Origin of the sequence: Flavobacterium granuli, assembly GCF_900129705.1 — a bacterium.
GTDB classification, from domain to species: Bacteria; Bacteroidota; Bacteroidia; order Flavobacteriales; family Flavobacteriaceae; genus Flavobacterium; species Flavobacterium granuli.
This window is the reverse complement of the sequence record NZ_FQWO01000016.1, coordinates 23,874-43,787: the sequence shown is the minus strand read 5'-3', so window position 1 is coordinate 43,787 and position 19,914 is coordinate 23,874. Positions and strand designations below refer to the sequence as shown.

Below are 19,914 nucleotides of genomic sequence, written 5' to 3'. Positions count from 1 at the left end.
CGTTGCACCGGAGGCGGGTTTTTGTTTTTTTAGTTCTTTTTAAGGTGTCTTTTTTCTTATAGTGATTTGGTTTTTAGTTGTGTAATTTATTTTCAGCTGTTTCAAATAGGCAATACTTTCTAATACGTTTTCCAGTTTTTCGTCTTTAAACTTTCCTGAAATAGTAAGATTATTAAGTTCTTGATTTTCAATCACAATATCCACATTATACCAGTTTTCTATGATTTTGACTGTTTCAGAAAGTTTTGTATTTTTAAGAATAATGGTATTGCTGATCCATGCAATTTTATCATTGTTGTTTTCTACAGAAATCTGTAAATCGGAATTCTTTATTAAATCGGCTTGCTGGTTTTTAGTAATCTGAACTTTTTTCCCAGTTGGTGAAGTAACTTCAACTTTTCCGGTGATCACACTCACTTTTGTATCATGATGATTATAAGAATTGATGTCGAATGAAGTTCCTAAAACTCTCACTTTTACGTCGTGGGTTTGTACAATAAAAGGTCGTTTTACATCTCTGAATACTTTAAAATAAGCTTGTCCTACAAGTTCAATATTTCTTGTGTTTTCAAATTCTTCAGGATAGGTAACGCTGCTGTTGGAGTTTAATACAATGACACTGCCGTCTTCAAGAAAAATTTCCTTCTTTTCTCCTTTGGCAGTAATTTGAGTAATTGTTGCAGGTTTGAAAGCAAACTTAGCGGCAGTAAAAGCAATTGTAAGTCCAGTAACTAAAACCGCAGCGACTTTTAATGCTTTTCTGATTGTATATTTTCTTGGTTTAACCTGTAACTCTAAAAGTATCTTGTTTAGCATTACATTGCCTTTTTCATCAGAAAGCTGAGTTTCTATATCTGATGATTGTTCCTGCATCTTATCAAAAAATGTTTCAACGGTCATTTTTTCTTCAGGTGTGCTTGTACCTTGTTCGTATTTTTTTGCCAGAAGCAAAAAGTTTTCTTTTTTCAAAATAGGTGCTTTTATAGACAAGTCACATTTTTTGAGTAGAACAAGTAGTCAAAAAAGCAGGCTTAACGTTTTCTTAAAACGCGTGTTTTTTAGTTAACATAAAAGAACGCTGCCCAATAAAAAAGAAGATAATTATAGGATGCAGAATTTAAACGGAGCTGCTTCAATGCATTGCTGATATGTTTCTCTACGGTATGAATGGATAAATTGAGTTTTGCTGCAATTTCAGCATTTGTAAAATGATCCATTCTGCTGAGTAAAAAAACCTCACGGCATTTTGGAGTGAGTTTATCGATTTGATCGGTTATATTTTTCTCAAAATCAATATATTCCAAGTCATTTAAAGATAAACTTGGATCTGGAATTGTTTCTAAAACTTCAATGTGCTGTTGTTCAAATTTCAGGTTTCTAATTTGATTCGCAATTTTATATTTAACCGCTCTAAAAAGATAAGCTTCAAGGTTTAAGATTACGGTATTTGATGCATTTTTCCACAGACTAATAAAGATTTCCTGAACAATGTCTTCACAGACTGCTTCGTCTTTATAAATCTTGAAAGCATAAGAATAAAGCTTTTTCCAGTAACGATTAAAAATAATTGAAAACGCAGCATCTTTCCCCTCAAAAATTAATTTCTGAAGTTCATCGTCTGTCATTTTCAAAAGATCTTTTTCCATAATAAATTAAAGAGCAAATGAAAAGCAGAAGATAAAAAACACCTAAAAAGTTAATTTAACTTTATGTTAAATTATACCGCATGTTAGATCATAAAAAACTTAACTAAAAAAATTGTCAAGAATTATTTTAAAATTATGCGATTAAAAGTTTAATTAATCATTTTTAATATTTACCCCTACAATACATACAAACCGCTTCTGAACAAAAATTAAAAATAATTATCTTACAAATCAATAGAAAAATAAGCCAATTTCTTTAAATCATTCATAAAATGGTTTGTAAATTGTTCAGTAAGGATCACAAAACCCTAGTTTTTACTAGGGTTTTTTTATGCTTTGAAGTCAAAAACACTAAGAAAATCAAGAAGTTAAAGCTAACATAGCAAAAAAACATCAAAATCCCCATATGTTTGTAATACACTCTTTGGTACACTCCTCAGTACACCATATTGTTAAAACATCTAACTTGTAGATTTTTGGATATTCTTCATGATATTATTTTGATCAATTATTACGTGCGGAATGGACTTCAACTATCCATCATATTCCGATACAGTAACAATAACTGTGATAATTAAGAAATAATTCAAATAACATAAAATTGCGACAAAATCGTACAATAAGCGCCCCAATCCACAAGATTAACTTGTAGCGGTAATTATCTTTTGGCCAGCGCCCAAATACCAAACTGACGGGCCACGCTGGTCAAAAACAGCTATTCGGTGTGTAAATTGCCTGTTGTACAATTCTGGCGCTTGTCTGCGTCGAGTACCTGTCTAAATTGGAAAATAAGTAGTAGCGTTTTCGACGGAAATAACAAAGAACAAACCTTATAACAGCCATCTCATTTTGTTAATTTAAATTATACTATCACTTATATCGCAAATAATTATTTACTAAATTTGAAAAAAATTATTTACTCTAGAATTCTAAAAACCAAATTAGTACTAATTTTCAAGTTCAATGACAATAAAAGAAAATCCTAATTCAGATACAGAATATCATTTTGACAATTTTTTTAACATCTCAGCTGATCTGATTTGTATTGCCGGATTTGATGGTTATTTTAAGAGAATAAATGCGGCTGTATCGCAATTATTAGGGTATACAGATGAAGAATTGTATGCTAGCCCCATAAGTACATTCGTTTATACTCCAGATCTTAAAATTACAATCGAAACTAGAGAACAAGTATATAAAAATAAACCGCTGTTAAATTTTGAAAACAGATACTTAACTAAAACGGGGGAGATTGTATGGTTATCTTGGACATCGATGCCTGTTGAAGATGAAAAATTAGTATATGCTATTGCTAAAAATATTACCCATAAAAAAAAAATTGAAGATGAGCGAAATATACTCCTAACAAATCTAACCAAAATAAATAAAGACCTCAAGCATTTATCCTATACGACTTCGCATGACTTAAAATCTCCTGTAAATAATTTGCTATCCATATTTAATCTTATTGATATTACTAAAATTAATGATGAAGAAACACTTGAATTTTTAGCTATCCTAAAAACAACAACAGAGCAATTAAGTCAAACTTTAAAAAATTCAGTAGACGAATTAATTCATAAAGACGAGTTAAATGCTTCTATTGAACCATTAAGTTTAAACGAGAATTTAAATGAAGTAGTACTTTCTATAAACTCTTTAATAATAAATTCAAAAATTAAAATCACTGTTGATTTTGAAACAGTTCCTACTATTAATTTCAATAAAGAATACCTGAAAAGCATATTCTTAAATTTAATCACAAATTCAATTAAATATTCAAAACCCGGAATTTACCCTTCAGTTTCCATTATTTCTAAAAAAACAAATGGAAAAAATCAATTAATCTATTCTGATAACGGACTGGGTTTTGACATGGATAATGTACGAGATAAAATATTTGGTTTGCACCAAAAATTTCACAATCATATTGATAGTAATGGAATAGGACTTTACTTGATTTACAATCACATCACTAATTTAGGTGGTCGTATTGAAGTAAAAAGTCAAATAAACGAAGGTGCAGAATTCACAATAACTTTTAAGGACTAAAAACAAAACAACTTCAAAAAAAGCCGATTAAATTCCCGCTGACACTAATTATTTCGTATGGAATTCATTGTAAAAGTGCAACTTATTTGTATCCAAAAAACTCAGCTAGCTAGCAATTCCCTTTTTCACACTTTCATTAATCAATTTCTCTGCAAAGTTCCAAATGGCAGCTAAACCTTCATTTATTGTCTTTTTCCTATCGTAAACTTTTTGATAGGACACATTAAATTCAGTCCATATCCTCCATTGTTTGAAGTATTTGGCAGCAATGGTCCGAATCTATCCATTGGGATAAAAGTCGTGAATAGCGAGTCGTGATTTTCATTAACCAGAAGATTAATCCAAATTCATGAAATTGGCAACAGCTCATCAGAATTTCCCGTTAACAGATTTGAGGTCAGGAGACCTCCAAGAGCAGATTAAATTTCTCCTTGATAATTAGGGTCAAAATCCACCATCCATTCAATTCCATATTTATCTCTAAACATTCCAAAATAAGACCCCCAAGGGCTATCCATTATAGGCATTTCAATTTGTCCGCCTGCTGAAAGTCCGTTAAATAATCTGTCGGCTTCTTCTTTGCTTTCTGCACTAACTGAAATTTTACTTCTATTTTCGTTTTCATTTACGCTTCCCATACTTTCAGGAACGTCATTAGCCATTAAAACATTTTTACCAATGGGTAAAGCAATATGCATTATTTTATTGGCTTCATTTTCTGCTACTGGAAATTCATCATTTTCCAAGTCTTTGAAACGCATAACTTTTGCGAACTCTCCGCCAAATACTGATCGATAAAAATTGAATGCTTCTTCTGCATTTCCGTTGTAATTTAAATAGGGATTGATAAGTGCCATACTTTTATTTTTTAGATTGTTAATATAAGCTTTTATACTTCTTTTACTCTAATTCCTTACAATTGTAAGTTATGAAAATTTAGCAAATCTATTATTTTCAAATAGAATCGCTGAACTTTTAGGAATCACAACAGATGCCATTAAAAAATAAAAACAAAGCCTCAAGAAAAAACTCGGTGCTAAATCTGAGTTATTAGTTGAATATATAAATACTAAAACAAGCTAAATCAAAGCTTCATTACCGCTTTGTTTTCTATCTGAAAACTTTTTTAATAATAGAGTACAAACCCCATTGTAGTGCATATAGCAGCATGATGTGCATACAATTCTTCTACTATTTCAACCACATCATCGTATTGCTGGCAGAGTCCAAAGAATTCATTATCAATCGCAGCGCTATAAACAGGTACTTTCTTGTTGTAACCCGAAACTGCTCTTGCTCCAGTGACGTCCAGGAAATACTGGGCTTCTTCTTCGTCCAAATCCAAAAGTTTGGTATTGGCAAAATGTAAAATCTTGCCGCTTAATTTTCCTTCAAAAAATTCGGCTATTTCGCCAAGTGTATAATAGTAATCATCCAAAACAATGGCATTTCCTTCTCCTTCAAACACTAAATATAAAATTTCATAATCCTTAAAACTACGGTCAGCATAGAGCAAGGCACTCAAACTTTCTTCCAGACTTTCGATACTGTCACAGCTTTTATAAGTGTTAACAATGCCTTGATGCAGGGCCAAATTTTCTAAAAAAGGTAAAATAAAGCTAGCATTGAGATCCGAAATCTCTTTTACACCTTCCAAGCAAAAAAGTTTAAAACGATCAGAGTTGTTGTACATGCGAAATAAATTAGTAATAAAACGAATCCATTTAAGTTAAAAAGAGAAAAAATGATGCTGAATCAAGCTTGAAACCAAACTTTTATCAGAAAAAAAACTCTCTAAAATAAAAAAACAATATTACAAAAAGGAGCTGATTTCAGTACTAATTCCCAGCATAATAGTTTCGACAATTTCTATTACTACCTAAATGAGAATTGCCCGTTTGTCTTAGCCAAAAAACTTAAGCCTTGATAATAGTGTATTATTCGATATTTTATTTCTAGTTTAGCCAATATTTAATAAACTTCATCTACAAAAAATGCCTGCATACCATCTTGACCTGCAATACAACAATATTACTTATGGTATAGACGATGTCAATTTCAAGGAGTTTGAATCCTGTGTTTTTAATCATTGTGATTTCTCCCAATGCAATTTTATAGATGTCAGCTTCCTGGATTGCACCTTCAATAATTGTAATTTTAACAACTCCAAAATAAATCACGTCGCTTTAAGAACTGTGTTTTTTAATCATTGCAAAATAAAAGATGTCAATTTTGCCATGTGCGATAAACTCATTTTTGAAATCCATTTTACCAATTGTATTTTGGATTTCTCTAAATTTTACGCTTTAAAAATGAAAGGAACTACATTCATCAATAGTAGTCTTATAGCTGTTGATTTTATGAATACTGATTTGACCGAGGCTCTTTTTGATACTTGTGATTTGTATCGGGCTGAATTTGATAAAGCCATCGCAAACAAAGCTGATTTTAGAACCAGCCGCAATTATACTATTGATCCGATGAGAACAAAACTCAAAAAAGCGCAATTTTCATTGGAAGCTGTTAAAGGTTTATTGACAAAATATGAAATTGTGGTTCAATAAGAATCAGGAAATAATTCGGCCATCTTCCATCGTGATTATTCTATCGGTTCTTTTGGCAAAATCAATATCATGAGTGACAACTAATATCGTCTGATTGAATTCTTTTGCGAGTTTTTTGAAAATATCAAAAACCAAATCGCCATTTTTCTTGTCTAAATTTCCCGTAGGTTCATCCCCCATAATGATTAAAGGATCATTTATTAATGCCCGAGCTATAGCTACACGTTGTTTTTCGCCTCCACTCAACTGGTTTGGCATTTTCAAGGCATGAGTATCCATCCCAAGTGTCTTTAAATGGTCCATAGCGCGCTGTTCTAATTCCTTTTCGGAATATTTTCCAAATTTTAAGCCCGGAAGCATCACATTTTTTAAAACATTGTATTCTAATAATAAATAGTGAAATTGAAAAACAAAACCAATTTTTTCATTTCTAATCTTTGCTAATTGTGCATCTCCTTGTCCAGTTACAAGTTCATTATGAATAAACAATTGCCCTTCATAATCCGTATCCATCGTTGAGAGTAAATACAACAAGGTCGATTTTCCCGAGCCTGATTTCCCTTCAATAGCAACAAACTCACCATGATTAATACTCAAATCAACTTCTTTGATTACCTGAAATTTTATGGGATCATAAAAGTATTTACTTAGACCTATAGTTTCTATCACTTTATTATTCTCTTCCATAGTTATTTGCCTCTAATGATTTCTACAGGATCTACTTTACTTGCTTTTAGAGCAGGAAAAAGTCCTGCGATAATTGTAGTGCAAAAAGCAAAAACAATTCCTATGATGTAATAAATGATATTATAAACAATTGGATAGGTTTTTACGGTTGGTAAAGATGTGGTTTCAAAAGGAATTACATCAATTATATTAGAGAAAATAAATCCAAATAAGAGTCCAAAAATCCCTCCTGTAAGTCCAATAATTATTGAGAGTGATATGAAAATCCATTTTACGTCACTGCCGGAGAAACCCGTAGCTTTAAGAATGGCAATACTGTCCATTTTTTCATAAATCATCATATTCAATATATTGTAAATACCAAATCCGGCCACGATAAGCAACACAATTCCCACTGAATAAGAAATGATACTTCGCACTGTACTCCCGGTTTCAAATTGCGCATTGGCGGTTTGATAATCTATCGTATCAATATTGAATTCCTTACGAAATTCTTTTGCAAGTTCAACTGCGCTTTCTTTATCATACAAATTAACCTGGATATCCGTAATATAACTCTTGGGCTGGCCTAATATTTTTTGAGCTGTAGCCAAAGAAGTATAGCTCATTACATTGTCAATTTCGGCAATTCCAATTTCAGAAATCCCTACAATTTTCAAAGGAGTCAAATCTCCGTTAGAAGTAGTTATTTTAATAATATCTCCTTTTGAAAGCAACATTTTATTAGCTAATCCTATCCCAATAATAACGCTGTTATTCTGAGCCAAATCAGCAATTTTTCCTTCAGTTATATAATCACTTATCTTAAAAAGTTTGTCCTCGGCCAGCATATCAATTCCGTTTACAAAACCCGAAATCTCAATTGTTCCTGAATTAAACAAAACAGAAGCAGTCACTTTGGGTGCTACATCTATGATGCGTTTGTCCTGTTTTAAAACTTTAATAATCGATTGACTGTTGTAAACTGATTTGCCTCTGTCTTTTGGTTTTATGGAATGAATAAATTTCGTGTGATTTTTATACTCTTCTGATAAAGACAAGGGCTGGTTCTCTGATGGTTTTACTTCATTGTACAAAAGAATGTGAGGTGTCCTGTTGAGCATTAATCCATCTAACATTTCATTTAAGCCTCCCATAAAACTAATCAAAGTAATAAACATAGCAATCCCAAAGGTAACCCCCACAGCGGCAACTATAGTTTGTTTGAGTCGGGCTTTAAGTAAATGAAAAGCAATATTTAAAATCAGTTTAAAATTCATTGTTTGGGCTTGTAAATCATTTCATCAGCTTTCAATCCTTCTAAAATCTCTACTTTTTGATAATCACTCAAACCGGTCTTTACTTTTCGTTTTTCATTATCATTCACTAAAACGTATTCATTATCCATTAAATAGGCTTTGGGAATGGTAAGGGCATTTCCTTTTGTTCGAATAACGATATTAGCCTCAGCCGTAAGATTAGGATAGAGTTTTTTGGGCGGATTTACAAAGTGGGCTTCAATTTTAAATGTACGGGAACGCTCATCCATAATAGGGTAAATTTTATCGACCATAGCCTCAAAAACCTTTCCTTTATAGCTGTCCATAGTCACGAGTGCTTTTTGCCCTAATTGTACCCGAACCATGTCATTTTCATCTACTTCTAGTTCCAGCAAAAAGGAATTGGATTTCCCTATAATGGCCAAAGGAGTTTGGGTTGTCACCAATGCGCCTTCTTTGACTAAAACATCAAACAATTTACCCGAAAAAGCACTTTTGATATTGAAATCACTTTGTGATTTCTCATTGATTTTAAGGTTGATATTGTTCCTGTTTTGATCATTTTTTAACTGTGCCCTAAGTTGAGCCAGTTGTCTTTGAGTGGCCTCATAATTGAGTTTAGAACTTTTATAGGCCAATTCGATTCCTTCAAAATCAACTTCCGAGATTCCTTCGAGAGACCTGATTTTTTTATTTCGGCTATAAATAGATTCGTCAAGAGTAAGTTTGTCTTTAGCCGATTGTACTTTTAGTTCCATTTCGGCAATTTTGTCTTGGATAAACTGGCTACTCTGCAGACTAAGTTGATAAGCCAGTCGGGAGTTTTCGGTATTTAAAGCCGCTTTTTCACTTTCTATTTCAAATAATAATTCTCCTTGATAAACTGGCTGTCCCGCAACTACTTTTATCTTTTGTAAAATTCCGTTAACCGTAGAAAAAACAGTGTATTGATCATTGGCTTTGATAATACCCGATGCATAGACACTTTCGGTAACACTGCCGTTATCGGGCTTTATTCCCTCTCTACTTTTTGAACAAGAAAAGAGCAAAAACAGCGCAATAAGGGGGAAAAATTTTTCATATTTCATTTTGGCATCTTAAAAAAACAGTTTCAATAAACATTAAATTTACTGCTTTTTTCTGTAAAACGAATAATAGAAGAAATTTCTTTTAAATAAATAAAAAACGCTTTTTACTCAAAATAAACTACAGCTGCTTTTCCATCTTATAGTCTTCCATCAAATAACCGTGTTCCAGTTCTATATCTTCTTCTGCGACGACTTCAAAACCTAATTTTTGGTAAAAAGTCAAGGCTTTGTTGAATCGGTTTACGTTTAAGGAAATAACAGTTGAACCGTTATGTTTTGCATAATCGATGACAGCGCCGACTAGCTGTTTGCCAGCACCTTTTCCTTGTGCCTCCGGAAGCAAATATATTTTATGCAAACGAGTCACTTTTTCGCCCAAATAATCATGCTGGAAGGAGGCGAAACCCAAACAGAAATCGTCCTCAAAAGCTAAAATAAAATGATGTCCTTTATGAACTACATTATCCTTCAATACCTCCTCAGCATAAAATGCTTTTAACATATAATCCAATTGGGCTGCCGAAAGAATTTCTCCGTATACGTCCGGCCAAGTTTTATAGGCAATTTCTTGAATGGCTTTAAAATCTTGCGCTTGGGCTTCTCTTATTGTAATCATCTGTAGTTAGGAGTTAGATTAAAAAACATAACAAAGAGTAAAGAATAAGATCTTTAAAATTTTACGATTAGCTTACTCTTACAACAATCTGAATACTATAAACTATCCGTGTATTGTTTCGCTTTTGCCATAATTTTCGATAATCGAAGCTTCAAATTCAATCCATTCGCGCCATCTTTTTTCTACGTCAATTCCGGTTCCGTATTTACGGGCATAAGTAATAAAAGTGGTATAATGTCCCGCTTCACTTTCCATCAAATCTCTATAGAACTGCGATAATTCTTCGTCTTGAATATTTTCCGAAAGCACTTTGAAACGCTCGCAACTTCTGGCCTCAATCATCGCCGAGAAAAGCAATCGCTCCACCAGACTGGAAACACGGCTGCCGTTGCTGCTTTTTTTCATGTATTGGTACAATTCGTTGACATAATCGTCTTTGCGTTCACGACCTAATTTTAAACCGCGTTTGATGATAATATTATGAACTTGTTCAAAATGGTCGATTTCTTCTTTGGCCAAAGCCAAAAGATCCTGAACTAAATCCTGATGCTCTGAATTATTAGTGATAATCGTAATGGCATTGGTTGCCGCTTTTTGTTCACACCAAGCGTGATCTGTCAAGATTTCCTCGATATTTTTCTCGACAATGTTGACCCATCTTGGGTCAGTTGGTAATTTTAATCTTAGTACAGACATTTATATTTTGTTTAAAATTGTTTCAAGTTTAAAGTTCTAATAAAAACGGAAAAAGTTTAAAGTTCTAGACTTTGATATTACTTTTGGTAAACACAAAATTTAAAACTTTAAACTTTAAACCTGAAACTATAAAATTAGAAAACGAAAATCGCTCTTTCGCTCATCATTTCGTTTACTTCATTGGCTACTTCTTCGATGATTTCTTCATTGGTGTGGTTCATCAAAACTCTGTCAATCATGTCAACAATGGTTTCCATGTCTTCTTCAACTAATCCACGAGTAGTGATTGCCGCTGTTCCAACACGAATTCCTGAAGTTACAAATGGTGATTTATCGTCAAAAGGTACCATGTTTTTATTCACGGTAATCTCTGCTTTTACCAATGCGTTTTCAGCTTCTTTTCCTGAAATATTTTTGTTTCTCAAGTCAATTAACATCATGTGATTGTCAGTTCCACCTGAAATGATATTGTATCCTCTTTTTACGAAAGCTTCCGCCATAGCCTTGGCATTTTTTTGCAATTGCAAAGCATAGGTAAAAAATTCATCTTTCAAGGCTTCACCAAAAGCGACTGCTTTTGCAGCGATAATATGCATTAACGGCCCTCCTTGATTTCCAGGAAAAACGGCTAGATCCAATAGAGAAGACATCATTCTGATTTCTCCTTTTGGCGTAGTTAGACCAAATGGATTTGGGAAATCTTTCCCCATCATGATCAAACCTCCACGCGGTCCACGCAACGTTTTATGTGTAGTAGTCGATACAATATGACAATGAGGAATTGGATCATTCATCAATCCTTTAGCAATAAGTCCTGCAGGATGAGAAATATCGGCAAATAAAATCGCACCAACGCTATCCGCAATTACTCTAAAACGCTCAAAATCCATATCACGGGAATAAGCCGAAGCTCCTGCTATGATTAATTTTGGTTGTTCTTTAGTCGCAATTTCTTGAATTTTATCATAATCTAAAAGTCCTGTCTCAGCATCTACACCATAAAAAACAGGATTATATAAACGTCCTGAGAAATTTACCGGCGAACCGTGAGTTAAATGTCCACCGTGAGACAAGTCAAAACCTAATATTTTATCACCTGGTTTCAAACAAGCAAAGAAAACGGCTGTATTGGCTTGTGAACCCGAATGCGGCTGTACGTTTGCATATTCGGCACCAAACAATTCTTTGGCTCTGTCAATAGCGATTTGTTCAATAACATCCACTACTTCGCAACCTCCATAATATCTTTTACCAGGATAACCCTCGGCATATTTATTGGTTAATACAGAACCGGCAGCTTCCATCACCTCGTCACTTACAAAGTTCTCTGAGGCAATAAGTTCTAATCCGTGTATTTGTCTTTCTTGTTCTTCCAGAATAAGGTCAAAAATTTGTTCGTCGCGTTGCATTTCTTTGAATTTAGTTAATTTGGAGCAAAAATACAAAAAAACGCTTGCTAAACAGTTAGATTATGATATATTTGATGTATAATTTTCAACAAAATAATTAACATAATATGCCAATAACAGCTAACGATATTAATAGAAAATCATGGTTAGAAGTACCCAAAAATAGTGATTTCCCAATTCAAAATATTCCTTTTGGCGTTTTCCTTACTAAAGAAAATGTGGTGACAGTGGGAACTCGAATCGGTGACTTTGCAATCGATTTGGGAGCTTTACAGCAATTAAACTATTTTGAAGGTATTGAACTGACAGATGATATGTTCATGCAGGACACGCTGAATGATTTCATTTCAGACGGTCAAAAAACATGGAGATTAGTAAGAAATCGCATTGCAGAAATTTTTGATGCTGAAAATCCTGTCTTAAGAGATAATACTAAACACAAAGATGTAGTAATCTTTAAAATGGAAGACGTAGAAATGCAACTGCCCGTTTTAATTGGCGATTATACTGATTTTTATTCCAGCAAAGAACACGCGACCAATGTAGGAAAAATGTTCCGCGATCCGGAAAACGCCTTATTACCTAACTGGCTTCATATCCCGGTAGGATATCACGGCAGAAGTTCTACGATCATTCCTTCGGGAATTCCCGTTCACAGACCTCTGGGTCAGACTTTAGCTGCCGGTGAAACAAATCCTGTTTTTGGCCCTTCAAAATCAATCGATTTTGAATTGGAAACGGCTTTTATCACCACCGATGTCAACATAATGGGAGAAAGTATTCCTGTAGATGAAACGGAACAATATATTTTTGGAATGGTTTTATTGAATGACTGGAGTGCTCGCGATATTCAAAAATGGGAATACGTTCCCCTTGGTCCTTTTTTGGCCAAAAACTTCGCCACTTCTATATCGCCTTGGATTGTAACCATGGATGCATTGGAACCGTTTAGAACAGCCGGCCCAACGCAAGAGCCAACACCGCTTCCGTATTTACAACAAAAAGGAAAACATTCTTTTGACATCAATTTAGAAGTTGCCATTCAGCCTGAAAAAGCAGAACCAACTATAGTGAGTAAATCCAATTTCAAATACATGTATTGGACTATGAGCCAGCAACTTGCACATCATACCTCTAATGGTTGTCGTGTGAATTCTGGAGACATGATGGGTTCTGGAACTATTTCCGGACCTACTCCTGACAGTTATGGATCGATGCTCGAATTGACTTGGGGCGGAAAAAATCCAGTAAAACTAAGCGATGGCACAGAACGAAAGTTCATCAACGATAATGACACGGTAATTATGAAAGGTTTTTGCCAAAATGACGAAGTAAGAATTGGTTTTGGAGAAGTTTCTTCTAAACTATTACCTCCATTTGTAAAAAAATAATTTTCGATAGCATTATAAAAAAAGTCCCGTTTCATTTGAAACGGGACTTTTTGTTTATTTCAATGACCACTAAAAACCAATCACTGATTATATTTTTTACTTATTTCCTTTTTCGAAATCAGCCACAAACTGAGCCAATCCGATATCTGTCAATGGGTGTTTCAACAAACCATAAATAGCAGAAAGTGGACCTGTCATAACATCGGCACCAATTTTCGCGCAGTTTACAATATGCATTGTATGACGTACCGAAGCCGCAAGAATTTGAGTTTCATAACCGTAGTTATCATAAATATCTCTAATTTCTTCAATCAAAGCCAAACCATCTGTAGACACATCATCCAAACGACCAATAAATGGAGAAACGTAAGTCGCTCCCGCTTTAGCAGCCAATAAAGCCTGTCCGGCAGAGAATACTAAAGTAACATTAGTCTTAATCCCTCTATCCGAAAAATATTTAGCAGCCATTACACCTTCCTTAGTCATAGGCAATTTCACCACAATTTGCTCGTGTAAATCAGCTAATTCCTCACCTTCTTTAATCATTCCGTCATAATCAAGCGCGTTTACTTCGGCACTTACATCACCATCAACAAGATTACAAATATCTACGTAATGTTTCAAAATGTTGTTTTTTCCGGTAATTCCTTCCTTAGCCATCAATGACGGATTAGTAGTAACTCCGTCCAAAACGCCTAATGCTTGTGCTTCTTTAATTTGAGCTAAATTAGCCGTGTCAATAAAAAATTTCATAATATATATAATTTAATTGTGTGTTCTTTTTTTGGGCGTGTTCGCCGCGGCGAATCAGGCTCTACGTTACAATCTCCCAAAAAAAGGGAGGATTTTCACTGCGATCCTTCACGCCATTGCAAAATCAATAAAATTTGCTGCAAAATTACAACTTATAATGATTCATTAGCATTTTTTCATATACTTTATCAGGAAGAATGCGTTTTAAAACAATTGAAAATTTCTGCATAAAAACACCCACTTTGTAATGAATTTTTGGCTCCTTAGTTTGTATTATTCGATACACAGCCTCGGCCATTTCATTAGGATTACTGCCGCTATCCACATGCTCATCCATCATTTTTAAAGTATTTCCATAAGGAATCTCATAAGCCGATCCCTTAACTAAAGGCGCATGAAAACGTCCTGAAGCAATATTAGTGGCAAAATCTCCCGGCGCTACATTAGCAATATGAATTCCAAAAGGCTTCACTTCCATACGCAAAGCTTCGGTTATCAACTCCAAAGCGCCTTTGGAAGCCGAATAAACAGAGCGATAAGGCAAGCCCATATAAGCCGCAATAGAAGTCACATTGATAATCAAACCTGATTTTTGAGAACGCATTTGCGGCAACACTGCTTTCATCACTTCGATAGGACCGAAGAAATTAGTCTCAAAATTATTCTTGATTTCCGCAGTGGGAATTTCTTCCAAAGGACCGGTAATCCCAACACCGGCATTATTAATCACAATATCCAATCTCCCTGAAGCTGCAATTATCTTTGCAACTGCAGCCTGAATCGATTCTGGATTTCTAACATCTAAAGCAACGAGAGGAAAAACCGAATTAGAAACCCGTTCCGGATTGCGACTTGTGCCATAAACAACAAAACCTTTTTGATGCAAAAATTCCCCAATCGATTTCCCTATTCCTGAAGAACCTCCTGTAATTAGAACTACTTTATTCATTATTTTTAGTTTAAGGTTTAAAGTTTAAAGTTTTTGACATCTTGTAAAACTACAAATACCTAAACCCAACTCTTTTTGAAAGGTCCAAAAATAAAAAAATCCTCCCGAAGGAAGACTACTTTTGTATAAACTTTGAAAAGAATCTGAAACATCATCAGATTAAAAAAAATGGCAAGCGACCTACATCGCACCGCTCAACCACGTACCCTTGCTATGTTCCCATCCTGGGGGAGTCTGCAGGAGCTGGTCGTGTAGGACTTGCCGGTGCAAATATACAATCTTTTTATATTTTTGCAAGCGCTTTGCTCCCTTAAAATAACATTGTATATTGGGATAATAAAAAAAACGATCATGAAAAAATATAACTTACTATCTATCATTTTATTAGGAATCACCCTTTCTAATTGTGGTGATACAAAAAAAGGTGAAAATTCTATATTTAATTTCGATACTTCCAAATTTAAGGAACAATATCAGCCACAAGAAGCACTAAGTTTGGAAATTCTGAACCCAAAAGAGAAGGCAATTGACAGTATTGTTTATTTTGCGAATGACAAAAAAATCGCTTCTAAGAAAGGTCTTGAAAAATTGACTTTCGAATTAAAAGACCAAAAACTAGGTTATCAAAACCTAAAAGCTTTGGTTTATTATGATGGCGGAAACTCAGAGGCTACCGCAAGAGTGGAACTGGTTTCAAACATTCATCCAAAATTATTAAAATACACCATTGTAAATACCTATCCGCACGATATTCAGGCCTACACTCAGGGATTAGAGTTTTATCGTGACACCCTTTATGAAGGAACCGGAAATGGCGAAGGACCATCAGGAAAAAGAGGGATTTCCAGCCTGAGAAAAACAAATTATAAAACTGGCGAAGTATATAAAAAAGTAGAATTGGCCGATCAATATTTTGGCGAAGGCATTACCATTCTCAACAATAAAGTATACCAACTGACTTGGCAAAGCAATGAAGGCTATGTTTATAATGCTGATACCTTTAAAAAAGAAAAAACTTTCTCTTATTTTAAAAACATAGAAGGATGGGGATTAACCAATGACGGTAAAAATTTATACCAATCTGATGGAACCGAAAAAATTTGGGTTATCGATCCTGAGACGCTAAAAGAAATTGATTTCATCAATGTGTACTCCTATGAAACAAAAATAAAATCTGTAAATGAATTAGAATGGATTGACGGTAAAATCTATGGAAATGTATATCAAAAAGACGCTATTGCGGTTATCAATCCAAAAAATGGTGCCGTTGAAGGGATTATCAACCTAGCAGATCTAAATAATAAAATTACAAAATTACCCGATACTGACGTTTTAAACGGTATTGCTTACAACCCGAAAACGAAGACTATTTTTGTAACCGGGAAAAACTGGGACAAAATGTTTGAAATCAAAATTACAGAATAACAACATGACAACACTGATCATAAATATCAAGGAATTGCTTCAGGTGCGGGAAACTTCTGTTTCAAAAGTTTCCGGTGCCGAAATGGCAATTCTCCCTACAATCAAAAATGCCTATTTATTGATTCAGGATGATTTAATCGCCGGTTTTGGTTCTATGGATAATTTAGCCCAAATCAAAGCCGATGAAGTTATTGATGCCACCGGAAAAATAGTATTACCCACTTGGTGCGACAGTCATACCCATATTGTTTATGCGGGGAATCGAGAACAGGAGTTTGTAGATCGTATCAATGGTATGACGTATGAAGAAATTGCTAACCGCGGTGGCGGCATCTTAAACTCTGCCAAAAAACTCAACGAATCTACCGAAGAAGAAATTTACGAGCAATCAAAATCCAGACTGGAAGAAGTCATGCGATTGGGAACCGGAGCTGTCGAAATAAAATCAGGTTATGGCCTTACAGTCGATGGAGAACTTAAAATGCTTCGTGTTATTAAAAAGCTTTCTGAAAACTATCCAATAACAATAAAAGCCACCTTTCTAGGAGCTCATGCTTTTCCATTAAAATACAAAGAAGATCGAAAAGGCTATATTGACGAAATATTAAACGAAATGCTTCCTGAAATTGCCAAAAATAAATTAGCCGATTATATTGATGTTTTTTGCGAAACGGGCTATTTTACGGTAGCCGAAATGGAAGAAATTATGGCAGCGGGAATTAGTTTTGGCTTAAAGCCAAAAATCCATGTCAATCAATTCAACTCCATTGGAGGCATTCAATCGGGTATAAAACACCATGCGCTCTCAGTGGATCATCTTGAAGTTATGAATACAGAAGACATTATGGCTTTAAAAAATACCGAAACCATGCCGGTAGCTTTACCGTCTTGCTCTTATTTTTTAAGTATTCCTTATACGCCGGCACGTGAAATGATTGCTGCCGGACTTCCTCTGGCACTGGCCACAGATTATAACCCTGGCTCTACTCCATCCGGAAACATGAATTTTGTTGTAGCCACAGCCTGTATAAAAATGAAAATGACTCCCGAAGAAGCAATCAATGCAGCCACGATAAACGGAGCTTATGCCATGGGTGTTTCCGAAACCCTTGGAAGTATTACAGTGGGCAAAAAAGCAAATCTGATTGTTACAAAAACTATTCCTTCTTATTATCAATTGCCCTATGCTTTTGGCAGTAATTTAATAGAAACAGTAATTATAGAAGGCAAAATTATTGCATAAAAAAAGAGGAACTAATGTTCCTCTTTTTTTAATTTTTCAATTAGCAAGCTACTATCGCAAAGTAAAACTTGTTTTTGAAACCAATTCATCTTTATCGAAAACATTTACAAAGTAAGTCCCTTTGGCAAAATCCTTACCCGGCAAATCTTCCGAAACATTAACGGTTTTGTTTTCATATTTTACATTTGTCACAAAACTATAAGTTAAAGATTTATCCCCAAAACTTTCCGTTTTCTTATCACCTAAAACGTTGTTTTTACTATCGATTACCTGTACATAATATGTTTTATCTCCTGATTTTGCAATTTGGTTTTCAGCAATCGTAAAACTAATTTTAAGTACATCAGCTCTACTGGCTTTATCTGTTTCAATCTGTTTACCTGAGCTTCTTAGTTTATAAGCCGAAGTTTTCATGTTTAAAACGGACAATTTAGACCCTTTTTCAACCGCTTTTGATAACTCTTCGTTTTGTCCTACTAATACTTCATTGTACTTTTTAGACTCACCTAACACTACAATAGTACTATCACGTTGTGTGGTAAGATTTGTATTTTCTTTTTTCAAACCTTCATTTTCCGCCATCAAAACTTTCATGTTGTTTTGCAAAGCAACAAATTGACTTTTGTATTTTGCCAATGAAGCTACATCCCCTTTAGATTTATTCAAGTCAGCCATTAAGCTTACCACCTTATCTCTTTCTTGAATTAACTCTTCAGACATAGAAGTATTTTCTGCAATTGCAGCATCATAAGTTGCTTTCAACTCTTGCAAGTCTTTCATAACTGATTCTTTTTCAGTCATTGTGGATTTTAATTCAGTTTGTACGGTATCAGCATCTGAGGTAATTTTAAAAATATACACTAAACTTCCCACTAGCAATACCGCTAAAACAGCTATAACAGCTTTTAAACTTGAACTACTTTTTTGATTTTCCATTTTTAATTATTTTTTTCCAAATTTAACAATATATATTTGAGTTATAACGTAAGTTAAGACAATTATATTATTTTTGGAAAAATTTTTATCCTTTATGGAAAAGCTACTGCGTTTTACTGCTAATGATCTAGCGAAAATTACTAACCATAGAAGTGGTGAAATAAAGTTTGGAGAAAAAATGATTACGGTACCCAAAGACACCGATTTAATTTCATTTTTAAAGACTTGTGAAGCCAAATATGTGCTGTTAGGAATTCCGGAAGACATTGGTATAAGAGCTAATTTTGGAAGACCTGGCGCAGCATCAGCTTGGGATATCGCCATAAAAAATATCGCTAATATTCAGCATAATCGTTTTTGCAAAGGCAGTCAAATCATCGTTCTTGGACAAATAGATGTTTGTGATGAAATGAAGGATGTTGAACTTTTAAACTTTAATAACACCAGCGATCGCACAAAATTAAGTCAACTGGTAGAGAAAATCGACAAAGATGTCTCTCATGTTATTTTTAACATTATAAAATCTGGAAAGACCCCTATAATTATAGGTGGCGGACACAACAATTCTTACGGAAACATAAAAGGGACCGCCTTGGCCAAAGGAAAAGCTGTCAATGCCATAAATTTTGATGCCCATTCGGATTTTAGAATTCTAGAGGGACGTCATAGTGGAAACGGATTCTCTTATGCATACGAGGAAGGTTTCTTGAAAAAATATTTTATTTTCGGTTTGCATGAAAACTATACTTCCAAAAGTGTCTTGGATATCATCAAGAAGAAAGAAGATCGAGTACGTTACAATACTTACGACAGCCTAAACATTCGAAAAGAAAAAGAATTCGGCAAAGAAATGATTAGCGCACTGGAATTCATAAAATCAGATTCCTATGGAATTGAAATCGATTTGGATGCCATCCCAAATATAGCCAGTAGCGCGATGACCATGAGCGGCTTCTCAGTAGAAGAATTAAGACAATTCATCTCTTTCTTTGGTAAAAATAAAAATGCTGCTTATTTGCACATTTGCGAAGGCGCACCGGATTTGGCTGAAGAAAAAAACAATCATTTAATTGGAAAGTTGATTGGCTATCTTGTTACTGATTTTATAAAATCCAACGGCAGTATTGACTAATTAACACATGCATTTGGTTGTCAAAATCAATTTAGCCAGCTAAATATTAAAAAAAGATGCCAAAAATA

The 19,914-nt window shown here is 34.2% G+C and carries 19 protein-coding genes and 1 other RNA gene; 6 read left to right on the top strand and 14 right to left on the bottom strand.

Going from position 1 to position 19,914, the window contains the following annotated elements:
* Nucleotides 1-39 precede the first annotated feature (39 nt).
* Both BUB25_RS15730 and BUB25_RS15725 read right to left on the bottom strand, forming a co-directional pair.
* Complete coding sequence (locus BUB25_RS15730) at nt 40-969, bottom strand: FecR family protein (RefSeq protein ID WP_139256924.1); 930 nt, start codon at nt 967-969, stop codon at nt 40-42.
* A gap of 89 nt (nt 970-1,058) precedes the next feature.
* Nucleotides 1,059-1,646: an RNA polymerase sigma-70 factor gene (locus BUB25_RS15725; RefSeq protein WP_072946020.1), complete on the bottom strand. Its 588-nt coding sequence runs from the start codon at nt 1,644-1,646 to the stop codon at nt 1,059-1,061.
* Nucleotides 1,647-2,609: 963 nt separating this feature from the next.
* On the opposite strand from BUB25_RS15725, the gene BUB25_RS15720 reads away from it, so the two are divergent.
* Nucleotides 2,610-3,698 (top strand): PAS domain-containing sensor histidine kinase, encoded by a 1,089-nt coding sequence (locus tag BUB25_RS15720; protein WP_072946018.1) that lies wholly within the window; start codon nt 2,610-2,612, stop codon nt 3,696-3,698.
* Nucleotides 3,699-4,117: 419 nt separating this feature from the next.
* Here BUB25_RS15720 and BUB25_RS15715 read toward each other — a convergent pair whose 3' ends face one another.
* Both BUB25_RS15715 and BUB25_RS15710 read right to left on the bottom strand, forming a co-directional pair.
* Entirely contained in the window at nt 4,118-4,555 is a 438-nt protein-coding gene (locus BUB25_RS15715; RefSeq protein ID WP_072946017.1) for a VOC family protein, read from the bottom strand.
* 269 nt (nt 4,556-4,824) lie between these two features.
* On the bottom strand, nt 4,825-5,391 hold the full coding sequence (locus BUB25_RS15710; protein WP_072946015.1) for a DUF6642 family protein: 567 nt from the start codon (nt 5,389-5,391) through the stop codon (nt 4,825-4,827).
* Nucleotides 5,392-5,692: 301 nt separating this feature from the next.
* Between BUB25_RS15710 and BUB25_RS15705 the strand changes: the two genes are divergently transcribed.
* Entirely contained in the window at nt 5,693-6,262 is a 570-nt protein-coding gene (locus BUB25_RS15705) for a pentapeptide repeat-containing protein (RefSeq protein WP_072946013.1), read from the top strand.
* A 3-nt stretch (nt 6,263-6,265) separates the two neighbouring features.
* Here BUB25_RS15705 and BUB25_RS15700 read toward each other — a convergent pair whose 3' ends face one another.
* From BUB25_RS15700 to glyA, 6 genes are all read right to left on the bottom strand, one after another.
* Nucleotides 6,266-6,949, bottom strand: a complete 684-nt coding sequence (locus tag BUB25_RS15700; protein WP_072946012.1) for an ABC transporter ATP-binding protein — start codon at nt 6,947-6,949, stop codon at nt 6,266-6,268.
* Between the two features lie 2 nt (nt 6,950-6,951).
* On the bottom strand, nt 6,952-8,208 hold the full coding sequence (locus BUB25_RS15695; protein WP_072946010.1) for an ABC transporter permease: 1,257 nt from the start codon (nt 8,206-8,208) through the stop codon (nt 6,952-6,954).
* On the bottom strand, nt 8,205-9,296 hold the full coding sequence (locus tag BUB25_RS15690; protein WP_072946008.1) for an efflux RND transporter periplasmic adaptor subunit: 1,092 nt from the start codon (nt 9,294-9,296) through the stop codon (nt 8,205-8,207). Before BUB25_RS15690 ends, BUB25_RS15695 begins: the two co-directional genes overlap by 4 nt.
* 118 nt (nt 9,297-9,414) lie before the next feature.
* On the bottom strand, nt 9,415-9,912 hold the full coding sequence (locus BUB25_RS15685) for a GNAT family N-acetyltransferase (protein WP_072946006.1): 498 nt from the start codon (nt 9,910-9,912) through the stop codon (nt 9,415-9,417).
* Between the two features lie 102 nt (nt 9,913-10,014).
* A complete protein-coding gene (gene miaE / locus BUB25_RS15680; protein WP_072946004.1) occupies nt 10,015-10,608 on the bottom strand; it encodes a MiaE family protein in 594 nt (197 codons plus the stop codon).
* A 134-nt stretch (nt 10,609-10,742) separates the two neighbouring features.
* A complete protein-coding gene (glyA, locus tag BUB25_RS15675) occupies nt 10,743-12,017 on the bottom strand; it encodes a serine hydroxymethyltransferase (protein ID WP_072946002.1) in 1,275 nt (424 codons plus the stop codon).
* 107 nt (nt 12,018-12,124) lie between these two features.
* On the opposite strand from glyA, the gene fahA reads away from it, so the two are divergent.
* Nucleotides 12,125-13,408, top strand: a complete 1,284-nt coding sequence (fahA, locus tag BUB25_RS15670) for a fumarylacetoacetase (RefSeq protein ID WP_072946001.1) — start codon at nt 12,125-12,127, stop codon at nt 13,406-13,408.
* Nucleotides 13,409-13,504: 96 nt separating this feature from the next.
* On the opposite strand, the gene fsa is transcribed toward fahA, so the two are convergent.
* From fsa to ffs, 3 genes are all read right to left on the bottom strand, one after another.
* A complete protein-coding gene (fsa, locus tag BUB25_RS15665) occupies nt 13,505-14,161 on the bottom strand; it encodes a fructose-6-phosphate aldolase (RefSeq protein ID WP_072945998.1) in 657 nt (218 codons plus the stop codon).
* A gap of 145 nt (nt 14,162-14,306) precedes the next feature.
* Nucleotides 14,307-15,110 carry an SDR family oxidoreductase gene (locus tag BUB25_RS15660; RefSeq protein ID WP_072945996.1) on the bottom strand — a complete coding sequence of 268 codons (804 nt, stop codon included), beginning with the start codon at nt 15,108-15,110 and terminating at the stop codon, nt 14,307-14,309.
* A gap of 166 nt (nt 15,111-15,276) precedes the next feature.
* Nucleotides 15,277-15,374: signal recognition particle sRNA small type (ffs, locus tag BUB25_RS15655), an RNA gene on the bottom strand.
* An 87-nt stretch (nt 15,375-15,461) separates the two neighbouring features.
* Here ffs and BUB25_RS15650 point away from each other — a divergent pair.
* The gene (locus BUB25_RS15650; RefSeq protein ID WP_072946054.1) at nt 15,462-16,535 is read left to right on the top strand and encodes a glutaminyl-peptide cyclotransferase; all 1,074 of its coding nucleotides are present in this window, start codon (nt 15,462-15,464) and stop codon (nt 16,533-16,535) included.
* Between the two features lie 4 nt (nt 16,536-16,539).
* Nucleotides 16,540-17,778, top strand: coding sequence for an imidazolonepropionase (gene hutI, locus BUB25_RS15645; protein ID WP_072946052.1), 1,239 nt, complete (start codon nt 16,540-16,542; stop codon nt 17,776-17,778).
* A 51-nt stretch (nt 17,779-17,829) separates the two neighbouring features.
* On the opposite strand, the gene BUB25_RS15640 is transcribed toward hutI, so the two are convergent.
* Entirely contained in the window at nt 17,830-18,714 is an 885-nt protein-coding gene (locus tag BUB25_RS15640; protein ID WP_072945995.1) for a hypothetical protein, read from the bottom strand.
* 94 nt (nt 18,715-18,808) lie between these two features.
* Between BUB25_RS15640 and BUB25_RS15635 the strand changes: the two genes are divergently transcribed.
* A complete protein-coding gene (locus BUB25_RS15635; protein ID WP_072945993.1) occupies nt 18,809-19,846 on the top strand; it encodes a formimidoylglutamase in 1,038 nt (345 codons plus the stop codon).
* The last annotated feature ends 68 nt before the right edge of the window (nt 19,847-19,914 follow it).